This is a genomic window from Halomonas alkalisoli (assembly GCF_021412585.1).
In the GTDB taxonomy this organism is placed as follows: Bacteria; Pseudomonadota; Gammaproteobacteria; order Pseudomonadales; family Halomonadaceae; genus Halomonas; species Halomonas alkalisoli.
The window spans coordinates 51,810-67,500 of the sequence record NZ_JAKCMI010000047.1 but is presented as its reverse complement, the minus strand read 5'-3'; the positions used below and the strand labels follow the sequence as shown (position 1 = coordinate 67,500).

10 protein-coding genes, 4 tRNA genes and 2 rRNA genes (1 of these 16 running past the window's edge) are annotated in these 15,691 nt (G+C 63.6%); all 16 read left to right on the top strand.

Annotation, left to right across the window (positions count from 1 at the left end; translation table 11 throughout):
- A 23S ribosomal RNA gene (locus LY622_RS22425) occupies window positions 1-654 on the top strand; its annotated part reaches 1,072 nt to the left of the window's first position; the annotation flags it as partial.
- A gap of 106 nt (window positions 655-760) precedes the next feature.
- Window positions 761-876: ribosomal RNA gene (gene rrf, locus LY622_RS22420) — 5S ribosomal RNA — on the top strand.
- 206 nt (window positions 877-1,082) lie between these two features.
- Window positions 1,083-2,066 carry a biotin--[acetyl-CoA-carboxylase] ligase gene (locus tag LY622_RS22415; RefSeq protein ID WP_234292938.1) on the top strand — a complete coding sequence of 328 codons (984 nt, stop codon included), beginning with the start codon at window positions 1,083-1,085 and terminating at the stop codon, window positions 2,064-2,066.
- Window positions 2,063-2,902 carry a type III pantothenate kinase gene (locus LY622_RS22410; RefSeq protein ID WP_234281025.1) on the top strand — a complete coding sequence of 280 codons (840 nt, stop codon included), beginning with the start codon at window positions 2,063-2,065 and terminating at the stop codon, window positions 2,900-2,902. Before LY622_RS22415 ends, LY622_RS22410 begins: the two co-directional genes overlap by 4 nt.
- Window positions 2,903-3,018: 116 nt before the next feature.
- Window positions 3,019-3,102 (top strand) — tRNA-Tyr (locus LY622_RS22405).
- 49 nt (window positions 3,103-3,151) lie between these two features.
- Window positions 3,152-3,225 (top strand) — tRNA-Gly (locus tag LY622_RS22400).
- Window positions 3,226-3,286: 61 nt separating this feature from the next.
- Window positions 3,287-3,361: transfer RNA gene (locus tag LY622_RS22395), tRNA-Thr, on the top strand.
- A gap of 142 nt (window positions 3,362-3,503) precedes the next feature.
- A tRNA-Trp gene (locus LY622_RS22390) sits at window positions 3,504-3,579 on the top strand.
- 71 nt (window positions 3,580-3,650) lie between these two features.
- On the top strand, window positions 3,651-4,019 hold the full coding sequence (secE, locus tag LY622_RS22385; RefSeq protein ID WP_234292937.1) for a preprotein translocase subunit SecE: 369 nt from the start codon (window positions 3,651-3,653) through the stop codon (window positions 4,017-4,019).
- An 8-nt stretch (window positions 4,020-4,027) separates the two neighbouring features.
- On the top strand, window positions 4,028-4,561 hold the full coding sequence (nusG, locus tag LY622_RS22380; protein WP_234281027.1) for a transcription termination/antitermination protein NusG: 534 nt from the start codon (window positions 4,028-4,030) through the stop codon (window positions 4,559-4,561).
- A 90-nt stretch (window positions 4,562-4,651) separates the two neighbouring features.
- Window positions 4,652-5,083 (top strand): 50S ribosomal protein L11, encoded by a 432-nt coding sequence (gene rplK / locus LY622_RS22375; RefSeq protein ID WP_043514686.1) that lies wholly within the window; start codon window positions 4,652-4,654, stop codon window positions 5,081-5,083.
- 2 nt (window positions 5,084-5,085) lie between these two features.
- Window positions 5,086-5,778, top strand: coding sequence for a 50S ribosomal protein L1 (gene rplA / locus LY622_RS22370; RefSeq protein ID WP_234292935.1), 693 nt, complete (start codon window positions 5,086-5,088; stop codon window positions 5,776-5,778).
- 316 nt (window positions 5,779-6,094) lie between these two features.
- Window positions 6,095-6,598, top strand: coding sequence for a 50S ribosomal protein L10 (gene rplJ, locus LY622_RS22365; RefSeq protein WP_043514693.1), 504 nt, complete (start codon window positions 6,095-6,097; stop codon window positions 6,596-6,598).
- 89 nt (window positions 6,599-6,687) lie between these two features.
- The gene (rplL, locus tag LY622_RS22360; RefSeq protein WP_114480497.1) at window positions 6,688-7,056 is read left to right on the top strand and encodes a 50S ribosomal protein L7/L12; all 369 of its coding nucleotides are present in this window, start codon (window positions 6,688-6,690) and stop codon (window positions 7,054-7,056) included.
- Between the two features lie 233 nt (window positions 7,057-7,289).
- A complete protein-coding gene (gene rpoB, locus LY622_RS22355) occupies window positions 7,290-11,369 on the top strand; it encodes a DNA-directed RNA polymerase subunit beta (RefSeq protein ID WP_234281029.1) in 4,080 nt (1,359 codons plus the stop codon).
- Window positions 11,370-11,380: 11 nt separating this feature from the next.
- Entirely contained in the window at window positions 11,381-15,601 is a 4,221-nt protein-coding gene (rpoC, locus tag LY622_RS22350; protein WP_234292933.1) for a DNA-directed RNA polymerase subunit beta', read from the top strand.
- Window positions 15,602-15,691: the final 90 nt, after the last annotated feature.

Genomic DNA, 15,691 nt, shown 5'->3' with positions numbered 1-15,691 from the left:
GGGCGGTCTCCTCCTAAAGAGTAACGGAGGAGCACGAAGGTACCCTCAGCACGGTCGGAAATCGTGCAGTGAGTGCAAGAGCATAAGGGTGCTTGACTGCGAGACAGACACGTCGAGCAGGTACGAAAGTAGGTTCTAGTGATCCGGTGGTTCTGTATGGAAGGGCCATCGCTCAACGGATAAAAGGTACTCCGGGGATAACAGGCTGATACCGCCCAAGAGTTCACATCGACGGCGGTGTTTGGCACCTCGATGTCGGCTCATCACATCCTGGGGCTGAAGTCGGTCCCAAGGGTATGGCTGTTCGCCATTTAAAGTGGTACGCGAGCTGGGTTTAGAACGTCGTGAGACAGTTCGGTCCCTATCTGCCGTGGGCGTTGGATGTTTGAGAAGAGCTGCTCCTAGTACGAGAGGACCGGAGTGGACGCACCTCTGGTGTTCCGGTTGTCACGCCAGTGGCATTGCCGGGTAGCTATGTGCGGACAGGATAACCGCTGAAAGCATCTAAGCGGGAAGCCCCCTTCAAGATGAGACATCCCTGAGGCCTTGAGCCTCCTGAAGGGCCCAGCGAGACCAGCTGGTTGATAGGCCGGGTGTGGAAGCGCTGCAAGGCGTTGAGCTAACCGGTACTAATTGCCCGTGAGGCTTGACCATATAACCCCAAGGGGTCTGCGCATTACGCGCGCAATTGACGGATACGCAAGGCCCGGTGAGCACCGTGGCCGAGACGATCACGCCAGCATGATTCCAACCAGTTTTGCCTGACGACCATAGCGTTCGGGAACCACCTGATCCCATGCCGAACTCAGCAGTGAAACCGCTCAGCGCCGATGGTAGTGTGGGGTCTCCCCATGCGAGAGTAGGTCATCGTCAGGCATTTATTCAGAAGCCCCGGCCATTGGTCGGGGCTTCGCTATTTGGGGGTCTCCCGTGGAGAGTCGCGGGAGGCCGCCCCGGTCGTCAGGCATTTATTCCAAGAAAACCCCGAGTTCGAAAGAGCTCGGGGTTTTTCTTTTTGTAATCAGTGCAGGGCCCGCGGCAGTTCCGCTAGAATGGGCCTTTTCCCGGTTGGGGCACAGGGCATGACCATCGGTGATCTGATCCGCCTGCTGAGTGACGGAGAGTTTCACTCCGGCGAGCAGCTGGGCGAGCGGCTGGGCGTGTCGCGTACGGCGGTATGGAAGCAGCTGAAGAAGCTCGAGGCGCTGGACATCCCCCTGGAGGCCGTCAAGGGGCAGGGATACCGGATCGCGGGGCCGCTGGAGCTGCTGGATGGCGGGGGCATCGTGGCGGGGCTGTCGCGGCAGGGTCGGCAGCATCTCGCTCGCCTGTTCATTGAAGAGACGCTGCCATCAAGCAATCAGTTCATCCGCCAGCGCTTCGACCATGGCGCCGGGCACGGAGAGGTGTGCCTGGTGGAGCAGCAGAGCGAAGGCCGTGGGCGCCGTGGCCGAACCTGGTCTACCCCCTGGGGGCGAGCCCTTATGCTGTCGCTGGGCTGGAGGTTCGACTCCGGTGTCGTGGCCCTGGAGGGGCTCAGTCTGGCCGTCGGGGTGGTACTGGCCCAGGTGCTGGAACGGCACGGCCTTACCCCCAGGCTCAAGTGGCCCAACGATGTGCTCCTGGAGTGCGACGACGGGGGGCTGGGCAAGCTGGCCGGCATCCTGGTCGAGATCAGCGGCGATGCGGCAGGTCCCTGCGAGGTCGTGATCGGCATGGGGATCAATGTCAGCCTGCCGCAGGCCTTTCGCGAGACGATCGAGCAGCCGGTCGCGGCGGTGCACGACCAGGCTCCGGAGCTGTCTCGCAACCGACTGGCATCCGAATTGCTGGATGAGCTTCTGCCGTTGCTCGCCGGCTACGAAGGGCAGGGTTTCGCTGCCTGGCGCGACGAGTGGAATGCCAGGCATGCCTTTGCCGGCTGCGACATCGACGTGCTCCGGGGAGGGCAGAGCCTGGTGGCGACGGCGGAAGGGGTCGACGAGTCGGGCAATCTCTGTATTCTCCGCGAAGGGCGGCGTGAACGGTTGGCTGGAGGGGAGATCAGCGTGCGTGGACGTTCATGATCCTTGACCTGGATATCGGCAATACGCTGTCGAAGTGGCGCCTCAAGGATGCCGACAGCAGCGAGATCCGTTCGCGTGGTGCCGTCTGGACCCGCGAGGAGTGGAAGCCTGGCTCCGACATTCCCGATCTGGATGTGGTCGAAGCGGTACGAATTTCCAGCGTGGCCCGGGAGGCGGTCCTGGAGCAGACCGTTTCGCTGCTGCATAGTCGCGTGCGGGGAGTGCATGTGGCGCGCTCCACGCCGGAGGCGCTTGGCGTCGTCAATGGCTATGAGGAGCCTCATCGGCTGGGGGTGGATCGCTGGCTAGGGGTGCTGGCGGGCTACCAGTTGGCGGGAGGCTGCTGCGCGGTGGACTGCGGCAGTGCCATCACCGTCGACTTCGTATTGCCCGGTGGGCGGCACCTGGGCGGTTATATCATCCCGGGACTGCGGCTGATGAAGGAGAGCCTCAAGCTGGGCACGCGCAACGTGGCCATCGATCCGGACAGCGAGGCCGAAGAGCTGCTGCTGCCCGGGCAGCGCACCGTTGAGGCGGTCAATCACGGGATCTATATGGCCGCGGTCAGCGCCATCAACCGGATCTACTCGGAGGTGTGCGACCGGGAGGGCGTGGCGTTGCCGATGCTGCTTACCGGGGGGGATGCCCGCGTCGTGGCGCGTGGGATGCAGTCACCCCATGCGGTCTGGCCGGACATGGTGTACGGGGGGCTCGAGGCGTGCTTCCCGCTGACTGCAGCCGAGCGTGCCGGGCGCATGTCGGGCGCCCCGCGGGTGCCTCCGCCGGCAGGATTGGAAAAAATCCGCGCGGGCCTTGCTTTCTCCATGCTGCTTTGACACAATGCAGCGCGTTCCACGGCCTGGGGTGTTCCCGATTGGGATCGATCCAAGCAAGTTGCTGATAAACAAGCACTTGACACGGTTCGTGGAGGCGGTAGAATAAGCCGCCAGTTGGAGGGGTTCCCGAGTGGCCAAAGGGAGCAGACTGTAAATCTGCCGCGAAAGCTTCGAAGGTTCGAATCCTTCCCCCTCCACCAAGTTTCATGCCGTGATCGACTTTGGCGATTCGGCTGCCAGAGTGGGTGGGCGGGCATAGTTCAATGGTAGAACCTCAGCCTTCCAAGCTGATGATGCGGGTTCGATCCCCGCTGCCCGCTCCAGTATGGCAAGCGCTGACGATAGTGGTCGGTGCGGGGCATGCAAGATGTGCCAAAGGGTTTTGCTCATGTAGCTCAGGGGTAGAGCACACCCTTGGTAAGGGTGAGGTCGACGGTTCAAATCCGTCCATGAGCTCCAAACAGAGAGAGGCGAGCAATGGCTCGCCTTTTTCTTTTTCCGGTGCAGGCGTCCGGAAAGGGTTGCCAGAAGGCGGTACCTTCGCTATCATGGCGCCCGCTGTTGTGCATGCTGCCTGCAAGGGGTTGCGCGCATCAGATACAGGCCAGTAGCTCAATTGGCAGAGCAGCGGTCTCCAAAACCGCAGGTTGGGGGTTCGATTCCCTCCTGGCCTGCCAGCCTCCCCCAGGTTGGCACCCATCTTTCAGATATATGATTCGATTGCCGCACCCTGAGGAGTCACGTTTTCATGAAACATAACGCCGAGGTGCAGGAGTCGCGCCACGACGGGCTCAAGTGGGCGGTGGTCGTCACGTTGCTGGTCGTGGCTGTCGTGGGAAACACCTACTTTGCCGACCAGGCCATCCTCTACCGCGTACTGGGTGTCGTCGTTCTCTGTGCAGCCGCCGCGGTGATCGCGCTGACTACCGCCAAGGGACGCGATCTGGCCGAGCTGGCCAAGAGCGCCAAGAAAGAGATTCAGCGGGTGGTGTGGCCGACCCGCCCCGAAACCGTGCAGACCACGGCTATCGTGCTTGTCGCCGTGCTGGTGGTCGGTCTGATGCTGTGGCTGATCGACACCCTTCTTGGCTGGGCGATGTCCGGCGTCATCGGTTAGGAGTTTTCATGTCCAAGCGTTGGTACGTCGTTCACGCCTACTCCGGCTTCGAGAAGCATGTCATGCGCTCCCTGTTGGAGCGCGTGAAGATGTATGGCATGGAGGATCGCTTCGGCGAGATTCTGGTGCCAACCGAAGAAGTCGTCGAGATGCGGGACGGCAAGCGCCGCAAGAGCGAGCGCAAGTTCTATCCTGGCTACGTGCTGGTCGAGATGGAGATGGATGACGCGACATGGCACCTGGTCAACGAGACGCCCCGGGTCATGGGCTTCATCGGTGGCACCAAGGAGAAGCCGGCGCCCATCACCCAGAAGGAGGCCGATGGCATCCTGCGTCGGGTGAAGGATGGCACCGACAAGCCGCGTCCCAAGACCGTCTTCGAGCCGGGGCAGTCCGTGCGCGTCGTCGACGGCCCCTTCGCCGATTTCAATGGCGTGGTCGAGGAAGTCAACTACGACAAGAGTCGCCTCCAGGTCAGCGTGCTGATCTTTGGGCGGGCGACACCGGTCGAACTGGAATTTGCCCAGGTCGAGAAGGAGTAATCCTCTCGGCCCGGCATCTGCTGTCTGGCCGCCGAGGCGGCCGTATAACCCGGGGAGCCGAAAGGCGCTACTACCCAACTGGAGTCCATCATGGCCAAGAAAGTACAGGCTTACATCAAGCTGCAGGTTGCAGCCGGTAAGGCCAACCCGAGTCCCCCCGTGGGCCCCGCGCTGGGTCAGCACGGTGTCAACATCATGGAATTCTGCAAGGCCTTCAATGCGGCTACGCAGGAGATCGAGCCGGGTCTGCCGACTCCCGTGGTCATCACCGTCTACTCCGATCGCAGCTTCACCTTCATCACCAAGACGCCGCCCGCGGCCGTCCTGCTGAAGAAGGCGGCTGGCATCAAGTCCGGCTCCGGCGAGCCGAACAAGAAGAAGGTCGGCACCGTGACCCGCGAGCAGCTCGAGGAGATCGCCAAGACCAAGGAGCCGGATCTGACGGCTGCCGATCTCGACGCCGCTGTGCGTACCATTGCCGGTAGCGCCCGCAGCATGGGCCTGAACGTGGAGGGTCTCTGATCATGGCTAAACTGTCCAAGCGCGCCAAGGTGATTCGCGAGAAGGTCGATCCGACCAAGGCGTACTCCCTGGAAGAGGCCGTGGCGCTGCTCAATGAGCTGTCCACCGTCAAGTTCAAGGAGTCTCTCGACGTCGCCATCAACCTGGGCGTTGACCCGCGTAAATCCGACCAGGTCGTGCGCGGTGCCACGGTGATGCCCAACGGTACCGGCAAGGACGTGCGCGTTGCCGTCTTTACCCAGGGTGCCAATGCCGATGCCGCCAAGGAAGCCGGTGCCGATATCGTCGGCATGGACGACCTGGCCGAGCGGGTCAAGAAGGGCCAGCTCGACTTCGACGTGGTCATCGCCTCGCCGGACGCCATGCGCGTCGTCGGCCAGCTGGGCCAGATCCTCGGTCCGCGTGGCCTGATGCCCAACCCCAAGGTCGGCACCGTGACGCCGGACGTTGCCACCGCGGTGAAGAATGCCAAGGCGGGTCAGGTGCGTTTCCGTACCGACAAGAATGGCATCATCCACACCACGCTGGGCAAGGTCGACTTCGATGCGACCGCCATCCAGGGCAACCTGGAAGCGCTGGTTGCCGACCTCAAGCGTCTCAAGCCGAGCACGTCCAAGGGTATCTACTTCAAGAAGGTCACCCTGTCCACTACCATGGGCCCGGGTCTGACCCTCGACCACTCCGCCCTGGTGTAACCAGGGCGAGAGTCGGCTGCTGTCGGGCATCGATGCCGGCAGCGAGCCGCAAGTGTAGTTTGCAAGAACTTTGCGGTCCCCGAGCGCCTTGCCAGGCAGGGTGCGAGGGGCGCCGTCAAAGACCGCAGGCGCCGCCGCTCACGAGTGGCGGCTTAATGTCCCCGGCATGGGGTGCCTGCGCAGATGGTGTGGCCGCCAGATCGCTGGTGAGCACCATCACCCGGGACTTCCGGAATCCGTCGCAAGGCGGCCTACGGAAGAGATGGTAACCCCCGGAGCCCGCGTAGCGAGGTTCCGGCACGAAGGAGTGATCACTGTGCCACTAGCACTCGAAGGCAAGAAGGCGATTGTTGCCGAGGTCAGTGAAGCGGCCAAGGGCGCACTCTCCGTCGTAGTTGCCGATTCTCGTGGTGTCACGGTCGAGAAGATGACCGACCTGCGCAAGCAGGCCCGCGAGAATGGCGTGCAGATCCGTGTTGTTCGCAACACCCTGGCACGCCGCGCCCTCTCAGGCACCCAGTGGGAATGCCTGAACGAGAGCTTCATCGGTCCGACACTGCTGGCTTTCTCCACCGAGCATCCGGGCGCTGCAGCCCGCCTGTTCAAGGAGTTTTCCAAGCAGGATCAGAACTTTGAAGTGAAGGCGCTGGCCTACGAAGGTGAGCTGATTCCGGCAAGCGACATCGATCGACTGGCAACGCTGCCGACTTATGACGAGGCCATCGCCAAGCTGATGTCCGTCATGAAGGAAGCATCTGCCGGCAAGCTGGTTCGTACCCTGGCCGCCCTGCGCGACCAGAAGCAGGAAGCGGCCGCCTGATCGGCGAACTCGCTCCTGCAGCCTGAATCGAACTCTGAACAGACGAGCGCTCGGCGCGCCGAGGCTCCCGCAAAGTTAGGAAGACCAAAATGGCACTGACCAAAGAAGACATCATCAACGCCGTCGCCGACATGTCCGTCATGGAAGTCGTCGAGCTGATCGAAGCGATGGAAGAGAAGTTCGGCGTTTCTGCCGCCGCCGCCGTGATGGCTGGCCCGGCTGCTGCTGGCGAAGTCGCTGAAGAGCAGACCGAGTTCGACCTGGTCCTGACCAGCGCTGGCGAGAAGAAAGTCAACGTGATCAAGGCTGTGCGCGAACTGACCGGCCTGGGCCTGAAGGAAGCCAAGGGTGCCGTTGACGGCGCACCGGCGACCATCAAGGAAGGCCTGTCCAAGGACGACGCCGAAGCGGCCAAGAAGAAGCTGGAAGAAGCCGGCGCGAGCGTGGAGCTCAAGTAATCCTTGTGCCCATGGCTTCACGCGCTGCGTAAGCTTCCACGGCTGGTGGCGGGCCCTCCCGCTGCCGGCCTTTTTCTGTTGCACTAGCCGCCTGCCGTTGCAGCGCTGCTAGAAGAATCCCGACGGCGAGCTACCCTCTGGGGAGCTTGCCGTCAGCGCCTGACGGGGTCGAGCCCGTCGGGTGGCGCCGACCACGCATCGGTCACCCATGGTGAACAAGCTGGGGAATACAGATGGCTTACTCATACACTGAGAAAAAACGCATCCGCAAGGATTTCGGCAAACTGCCCCAAGTGATGGATGTGCCCTACCTGCTGGCGATCCAGCTTGATTCCTACTACGACTTCCTCCAGCAGGACCGCTCGGCCGATGAGCGCCTCGATAGCGGGCTCCACGCGGCCTTCAAGTCCGTGTTCCCGATCGAGAGCTTCTCCGGCAACGCCGCGCTCGAGTATGTCAGCTACCGCTTCGGCACGCCGGCCTTCGACGTCAAGGAGTGCCAGCTCCGTGGCGTTACCTACTCGGCGCCCCTGCGGGTCAAGGTTCGCCTGATCATCTATGATCGGGACTCCTCGAACAAGGCCATCAAGGACATCAAGGAGCAGGAAGTCTACATGGGGGAAATCCCCCTGATGACCGAGAACGGGACCTTTGTCGTCAACGGTACCGAGCGTGTCATCGTCTCCCAGCTGCATCGCTCTCCCGGCGTGTTCTTCGATCACGACAAGGGCAAGAGCCATTCATCCGGCAAGCTGCTCTACTCCGCTCGCGTGATTCCCTACCGCGGCTCCTGGCTCGACTTCGAGTTCGATCCCAAGGACAACGTCTTCGTGCGTATCGACCGTCGGCGCAAGCTGCCGGCGACCGTGCTGCTGCGTGCCCTGGGGTTGACCGCCGAGGAGGTTCTCGACGAGTTCTTCGAGACCAGCACCTTCCACATCGAGAAATCGGGTTTCTCTGTGGAGCTGGTGCCGTCGCGCCTGCGCGGCGAGACCGCCACCTTCGACATCAAGGATGGCGAGGGCAACCTCATCGTCGAGGAAGGCCGGCGCATCACCCAGAAGCATATCCGCCAGCTGGAGAAGTCCGGGCTGGAGCGCCTGGACGTGCCGATGGACTACCTGTTCGGCAAGACCCTGGCACGGGATCAGGTCGATTCCAGCACCGGTGAGCTGATCTGCCCCTGCAATACCGTGATCACTCCCGAGCTGCTCGAGAAGCTCGGGCAGGCCGGCATCACCACCATCGAGACGCTGTACACCAACGATCTCGATTGCGGTTCCTTCATCTCCGACACGCTGCGGCTGGATACCACCGGTTCCCAGCTCGAGGCGCTGGTCGAGATCTACCGCATGATGCGTCCCGGCGAGCCGCCCACCAAGGAGGCCGCCGAGACCCTGTTCCACAACCTGTTCTTCACCGAGGACCGCTACGACCTGTCGGGCGTCGGTCGGATGAAGTTCAACCGTCGCCTGCGTCGCGATGCCGACACCGGCTCCGGCGTGCTCGACAACCGTGACATTCTCGATGTGCTCAAGGAACTGATCTATATCCGTAACGGCTTCGGCGAAGTCGACGATATCGATCACCTGGGCAACCGCCGCATCCGCTGCGTCGGCGAGATGGCCGAGAACCAGTTCCGCGTTGGCCTGGTGCGGGTCGAGCGTGCGGTCAAGGAGCGTCTCTCCATGGCCGAGAGCGAGGGCCTGATGCCCCAGGACCTGATCAACGCCAAGCCCGTCGCCGCGGCGGTCAAGGAGTTCTTCGGTTCCAGCCAGCTCTCGCAGTTCATGGACCAGAACAACCCGCTCTCCGAGGTCACCCACAAGCGCCGCGTCTCCGCGCTTGGGCCGGGCGGCCTGACTCGTGAGCGGGCCGGCTTCGAGGTGCGCGACGTTCACGCCACGCACTACGGTCGCCTCTGCCCCATCGAGACGCCGGAAGGGCCGAACATCGGTCTGATCAACTCCCTGGCCACCTACAGCCACACCAACAGCTATGGCTTCCTCGAGACGCCGTACCGCAAGGTGGTGGATCGCCAGGTGACCGACGAGGTGGTGCACCTCTCGGCCATCGAGGAGGGCGATTACGTCATCGCCCAGGCCTCGGCTGCCGTGGACGAGTCCAACAAGCTGGACGACGACCTGGTTCAGGTGCGCCACAAGGGCGAGACCACCTTCATGCGTCCCGAGCAGGTGACGCTGATGGACGTCTCTCCGCGCCAGGTGGTCTCCGTGGCCGCGGCGCTGATCCCGTTCCTCGAGCACGATGACGCCAACCGCGCCCTGATGGGCTCGAACATGCAGCGTCAGGCGGTGCCGACCCTGCGTGCCGAGAAGCCGCTGGTGGGTACCGGCATGGAGCGTTTCGTGGCCCGTGACTCCGGCGTCTGCGCCGTGGCGCGTCGCGGTGGCGTGATCGACTCGGTCGACGCCAAGCGTATCGTGGTGCGTATCAATGAGGACGAGATCATCGGCGGCGAGGCCGGCGTCGATATCTACAACCTCACCAAGTACGTGCGTTCCAACCAGAACACCTGCATGAACCAGCGCCCCATCGTGCGCCCCGGTGACGTGGTGGCGCGTGGCGACATCCTGGCCGACGGTCCCTCCGTCGACATGGGCGATCTGGCCCTTGGCCAGAACATGCGTATCGCCTTCATGCCCTGGAACGGCTACAACTTCGAGGACTCCATCCTGCTCTCGGAGCGGGTGGTACAGGAAGACCGTTTCACCACCATCCACATCCAGGAACTGACCTGTGTGTCCCGCGACACCAAGCTGGGGCCGGAGGAGATCACCTCCGACATCCCCAACGTGGGTGAGTCGGCGCTCTCCAAGCTGGACGAGGCGGGCGTGGTCTACATCGGTGCCGAAGTCGGCCCGGGCGACATCCTGGTGGGCAAGGTCACGCCCAAGGGCGAGACCCAGCTGACGCCGGAAGAGAAGCTGCTGCGGGCGATCTTCGGCGAGAAGGCCTCCGACGTGAAGGACACCTCGCTACGTGCGCCGACCGGCATGAAGGGTACGGTCATCGACGTCCAGGTCTTCACCCGCGACGGCGTGGAGAAGGATTCCCGTGCACTGGCCATCGAGCAGATGCAGCTCGACGAGGTGCGCAAGGACCTGCAGGAGACCTACCGCATCGCCGAGGACGCCACCTTCGAGCGCCTCAAGCGCACCCTGAATGGCGAGGTGGTGCATGGCGGGCCCAAGCTCAAGAAGGGCGACGTGCTCTCCGAGAGCTACCTGGAGGAGCTGCCGCGCCAGCAGTGGTTCAAGCTGCGCCTGCAGGAGGAGTCCCTCAACGAGCTGCTGGCCCAGGCCGACGAGCAGCTGGAGAACCGTCGCAAGGAAATGGAGGAGCGCTTCGAGGACAAGAAGCGCAAGCTCACCCAGGGCGATGATCTGGCGCCGGGCGTACTGAAGATCGTCAAGGTCTACATGGCGGTCAAGCGTCGCATCCAGCCGGGTGACAAGATGGCCGGCCGTCACGGTAACAAGGGTGTCATCTCCGCCATCATGCCGGTCGAGGACATGCCCTTCGACGACAACGGTGTGTCGGTGGACGTCGTCCTCAACCCGCTGGGCGTGCCGTCGCGCATGAACGTCGGTCAGATCCTCGAGACCCACCTGGGCCTGGCGGCTCAAGGGCTGGGCGTGAAGATCGATGCCATGCTCCGCGACGCCCGCGGCCAGCAGGTGGCCGAGATCCGCGAGTTCCTGGACAAGGTCTACAACTCGGCTACCGGTACCCGGGTCGAGGACCTCGACACCCTCAGCGACGACGAGGTGATCGCCCTGGCGAAGAACCTGCGCAGCGGCGTGCCGATGGCCTCGCCGGTGTTCGACGGCGCCGATGAGAGCGAGATCAAGCACCTGCTGCGCCTGGCGGATCTGCCGGACTCCGGCCAGATGGCCCTGTACGACGGACGTACCGGCGACGCCTTCGACCGGCCGGTCACGGTGGGCTACATGTACATGCTGAAGCTCAACCACCTGGTCGACGACAAGATGCACGCGCGCTCCACCGGCTCCTACTCGCTCGTCACCCAGCAGCCGCTGGGCGGCAAGGCGCAGTTCGGTGGCCAGCGCTTCGGGGAGATGGAGGTCTGGGCGCTGGAAGCCTACGGTGCCGCCTACACCCTCCAGGAGATGCTGACGGTGAAGTCCGACGACGTGGAAGGTCGCACCAAGATGTACAAGAGCATTGTGGACGGCGACCACACCATGCATGCCGGCATGCCGGAATCCTTCAACGTACTCGTTAAGGAAATCCGTTCGCTGGGCATCGATATCGAGTTAGAGAGCTAGGAGCCGACTCCATGAAAGATTTGGTGAAAGTCCTCAAATCGCAGTCACAGTCCGAAGAGTTCGATGCGATCAAGATCTCGCTCGCCTCGCCGGACATGATTCGCTCCTGGTCCTTCGGTGAGGTCAAGAAGCCCGAGACCATCAACTACCGTACCTTCAAGCCGGAGCGGGACGGCCTGTTCTGCGCCAAGATCTTTGGCCCGGTGAAGGACTACGAGTGCCTCTGCGGCAAGTACAAGCGCATGAAGCACCGCGGCATCATCTGCGAGAAGTGCGGCGTCGAAGTGACCAAGGCGGCGGTGCGTCGCGAGCGCATGGGCCACATCGAGCTGGCCTCGCCGGTTGCCCACATCTGGTTCCTGAAGTCGCTGCCGTCACGCATCGGCATGTTCCTGGACATGACCCTGCGCGACATCGAGCGGGTGCTCTACTTCGAGAGCTTCGTGGTGATCGACCCGGGCATGACCACCCTGGAGCGCGGCCAGCTGCTCAACGACGAGCAGTACTTCGAGGCCCTCGAGGAGTTCGGTGACGACTTCGACGCCCGCATGGGCGCCGAGGCGATCCAGGCGCTGCTCAAGGACATCGAGCTGCCGGAAGAGATCGACCGGCTGCGCGAGGAGATCCCGCAGACCAACTCCGAGACCAAGATCAAGAAGCTCTCCAAGCGGCTCAAGCTGCTGGAGGCCTTCCACAACTCCGGCAACGCGCCGGCGTGGATGGTCATGGAGGTGCTGCCGGTACTGCCGCCGGACCTGCGTCCGCTGGTACCGCTGGACGGCGGTCGCTTCGCGACCTCCGACCTGAACGACCTGTATCGCCGGGTGATCAACCGCAATAACCGCCTGAAGCGTCTGCTCGACCTCAATGCGCCGGACATCATCGTGCGCAACGAGAAGCGCATGCTCCAGGAGGCGGTCGACGCCCTGCTGGACAACGGCCGTCGCGGCCGGGCCATCACCGGCTCGAACAAGCGCCCGCTGAAGTCCCTGGCCGACATGATCAAGGGCAAGCAGGGGCGTTTCCGTCAGAACCTGCTGGGCAAGCGCGTCGACTACTCCGGCCGTTCGGTCATTACCGTCGGCCCGACCCTGCGCCTGCACCAGTGCGGTCTGCCCAAGAAGATGGCGCTGGAGCTGTTCAAGCCGTTCATCTACTCCAAGCTGCAGTCGCTGGGCCACGCGTCCACCATCAAGGCCGCCAAGAAGATGGTCGAGCGCGAGCTGCCCGAGGTGTGGGATATCCTCGCCGAGGTCATCCGCGAACACCCGGTGCTGCTCAACCGTGCGCCGACCCTGCACCGTCTGGGTATCCAGGCCTTCGAGCCGCTGCTGATCGAGGGCAAGGCGATCCAGCTGCACCCGCTGGTGTGTGCCGCCTACAACGCCGACTTCGACGGTGACCAGATGGCGGTCCACGTGCCGCTGACGCTGGAAGCCCAGCTCGAGGCGCGGGCGCTGATGATGGCCACCAACAACGTGCTGTCACCGGCCAACGGCGATCCGATCATCGTCCCGTCCCAGGACGTGGTGCTGGGTCTGTACTACATGACCCGCGAGAAGATCAACGCCAAGGGCGAGGGCATGGTGTTCTCCGGCCTCAACGAGGTCGAGCGCGCCTTCGGTACCCAGAGCGTGTCGCTGCACGCCCGGGTCAAGGTGCGCCTCACCGAGGTGCTGGTCGACGAGGAGACCGGGGAACAGAGCACGGTGCGTACCATCTACGACACCACTGCCGGTCGTGCCCTGCTGTTCCGCATCCTGCCCGACGGCGTGCCCTTCGAGCTGGTCGACCAGCCGATGAAGAAGAAGGCCATCTCCAAGCTGCTCAACGAGGTGTATCGTCGTGCCGGCCTGAAGCCGACGGTCATCTTCGCCGACCAGCTGATGTACACCGGTTTCCGCATGGCGACCTGGTCCGGCGCCTCCATCGGCGTCAACGACTTCGTCATCCCGGATGCCAAGGTCGAGATCGTCGACGCGGCCGAGGCCGAGGTGAAGGAGATCGAGGATCAGTTCTCCTCGGGCCTCGTCACCGCCGGCGAGAAGTACAACAAGGTCATCGATATCTGGTCCAAGGCCAACGACAAGGTGGCCAAGGCGATGATGCGCGGGATCGAGAAGGAGACCGTGATCGACCGTGACGGCAACGAGGTCGAGCAGGACTCCTTCAACAGCGTCTTCATCATGGCCGACTCCGGTGCCCGGGGTAGTGCCGCCCAGATCCGTCAGCTGGCGGGTATGCGTGGCCTGATGGCCAAGCCGGACGGCTCGATCATCGAGACGCCGATCGTCGCCAACTTCCGTGAAGGCCTGAACGTACTCCAGTACTTCATCTCGACCCACGGCGCGCGGAAAGGCCTGGCGGATACGGCACTGAAGACCGCCAACTCCGGTTACCTGACCCGTCGCCTGGTCGACGTGGCCCAGGACATGGTGATCACCGAGACCGACTGCGGCACCGAGCGCGGCCTGACGCTGCACCCGGTCATCGAGGGCGGCGATATCATCGTCTCCCTGGCCCAGCGCGTGCTTGGCCGCGTGGTGGCCCAGGATGTCATCGATCCGGCCACCGACGAGGTGCTGATCGAGAAGGGCACCCTGCTCGACGAAGCCTGGTGCGAGCATCTCGACACCATGGGCGTCGACGAGATCGTGGTGCGCAGCGCCATCACCTGCGAGTCCGCGCACGGCGTCTGCGCCTGCTGCTACGGCCGCGATCTGGCCCGTGGCCATCAGGTCAACATCGGCGAGTCGGTGGGTGTCATCGCCGCCCAGTCGATCGGTGAACCCGGCACCCAGCTGACCATGCGGACCTTCCACATCGGTGGCGCGGCATCGCGTGCCTCGGCGGTGGACAGCGTCCAGGTCAAGCACGGCGGTCGCGTACGCCTGCACAACATGAAGTTCGTCGAGCGCGCCGACGGCAAGCTGGTGGTGGTCTCCCGCTCCAGCGCCCTGGCCGTCGCCGACGACCATGGCCGTGAGCGCGAGTACTACAAGCTGCCCTACGGTGCCGAGCTTTCCGTCAAGGATGGCGACGCCGTGGATGCCGGCCAGGCCGTGGCCAAGTGGGATCCGCACACCCACCCGATCATTGCCGAGGTCGAGGGCAAGGTGCATTACGCCGACATGGACGAGGGCATGACCATTCACCGCAGCGTGGATGAGATGACCGGCCTCTCCTCCATCGAGGTGATCGAGTCCGCCGCCCGTCCCCAGGCCGGTCGCGAAAAGCGCCCGATGATCCTGCTCACCGACGAGGCCGGCGAACCGATCAGCGTCACCGGTTCGAACACGCCCGTCCAGTACCTGCTGCCGGGCAAGTCGATCGTCTCGGTGGAGAACGGTGCGGCGATCGGTATCGGCGAGATCGTCGCCCGTATCCCGGTGGAGGCGTCCGGCAACAAGGACATCACCGGTGGTCTGCCCCGCGTGGCCGACCTGTTCGAGGCGCGCAAGCCGAAGGAGCCGGCGATCCTCGCCGAGGTCAGCGGCGTCATCAGCTTCGGCAAGGAGACCAAGGGCAAGCGTCGCCTGACGATCTCCCCCGAGGACGGCAGCGATCCGTTCGAGGCGCTGATCCCGAAGTGGCGCCAGATCGCCGTCTTCGAGGGCGAGAGCGTCGAGAAGGGCGAGGTGATCTCCGATGGCCCGAGCAACCCGCACGATATCCTGCGGCTGCTGGGGGTGGCGGAGCTGGCCAAGTACATCACCGCCGAGATCCAGGAGGTCTACCGCCTCCAGGGCGTGGGCATCAACGACAAGCACATCGAAGTGATCGTGCGTCAGATGCTGCGCAAGGTCGAGATCACCGATTCCGGCGATTCCGACTTCATCCCGGGTGACCAGGTCGAGCTGGTGCGGGTGCTGGAGCAGAATGCTCGCCTGGAGAAGGCAGAGAAGTTCCCGGCCAAGTACCAGCGCGTGCTGCTGGGTATCACCAAGGCCAGCCTGGCCACCGAGTCGTTCATCTCCGCGGCCTCCTTCCAGGAGACCACGCGGGTGCTGACCGAGGCGGCGGTTACCGGCAAGCGCGACTACCTGCGCGGCCTGAAGGAGAACGTGGTGGTCGGCCGACTGATTCCGGCAGGAACCGGTCTGGCTCATCACCAGGAGCGTCGCCGCCGGCGTGAAGATACCGAGCGTCTGCTCCACCCGTCAGCCTTCGATGTCGAGCAGGAGCTGGGCGCTCAGCTCACCGCGCTGGACTCGGACGACGACGACCTGTAGACGGCGTGCGAAGGCGTCAGGCCGTGAGCGGTGCTCCCGGCTTGACGCCCGACCCCGCTAGACATTAGAATGCGCAGCCTTTAACAGTGG

What these genes read in the sequence shown, in the direction of transcription:
- LY622_RS22415 (WP_234292938.1), top strand. Translation starts at nt 1,083, where the DNA reads ATGACCATCGGTGATCTGATCCGCCTGCTGAGTGACGGAGAGTTTCAC.
- LY622_RS22410 (WP_234281025.1), top strand. Translation starts at nt 2,063, where the DNA reads ATGATCCTTGACCTGGATATCGGCAATACGCTGTCGAAGTGGCGCCTC.
- secE (WP_234292937.1), top strand. Translation starts at nt 3,651, where the DNA reads ATGAAACATAACGCCGAGGTGCAGGAGTCGCGCCACGACGGGCTCAAG.
- nusG (WP_234281027.1), top strand. Translation starts at nt 4,028, where the DNA reads ATGTCCAAGCGTTGGTACGTCGTTCACGCCTACTCCGGCTTCGAGAAG.
- rplK (WP_043514686.1), top strand. Translation starts at nt 4,652, where the DNA reads ATGGCCAAGAAAGTACAGGCTTACATCAAGCTGCAGGTTGCAGCCGGT.
- rplA (WP_234292935.1), top strand. Translation starts at nt 5,086, where the DNA reads ATGGCTAAACTGTCCAAGCGCGCCAAGGTGATTCGCGAGAAGGTCGAT.
- rplL (WP_114480497.1), top strand. Translation starts at nt 6,688, where the DNA reads ATGGCACTGACCAAAGAAGACATCATCAACGCCGTCGCCGACATGTCC.
- rpoB (WP_234281029.1), top strand. Translation starts at nt 7,290, where the DNA reads ATGGCTTACTCATACACTGAGAAAAAACGCATCCGCAAGGATTTCGGC.
- rpoC (WP_234292933.1), top strand. Translation starts at nt 11,381, where the DNA reads ATGAAAGATTTGGTGAAAGTCCTCAAATCGCAGTCACAGTCCGAAGAG.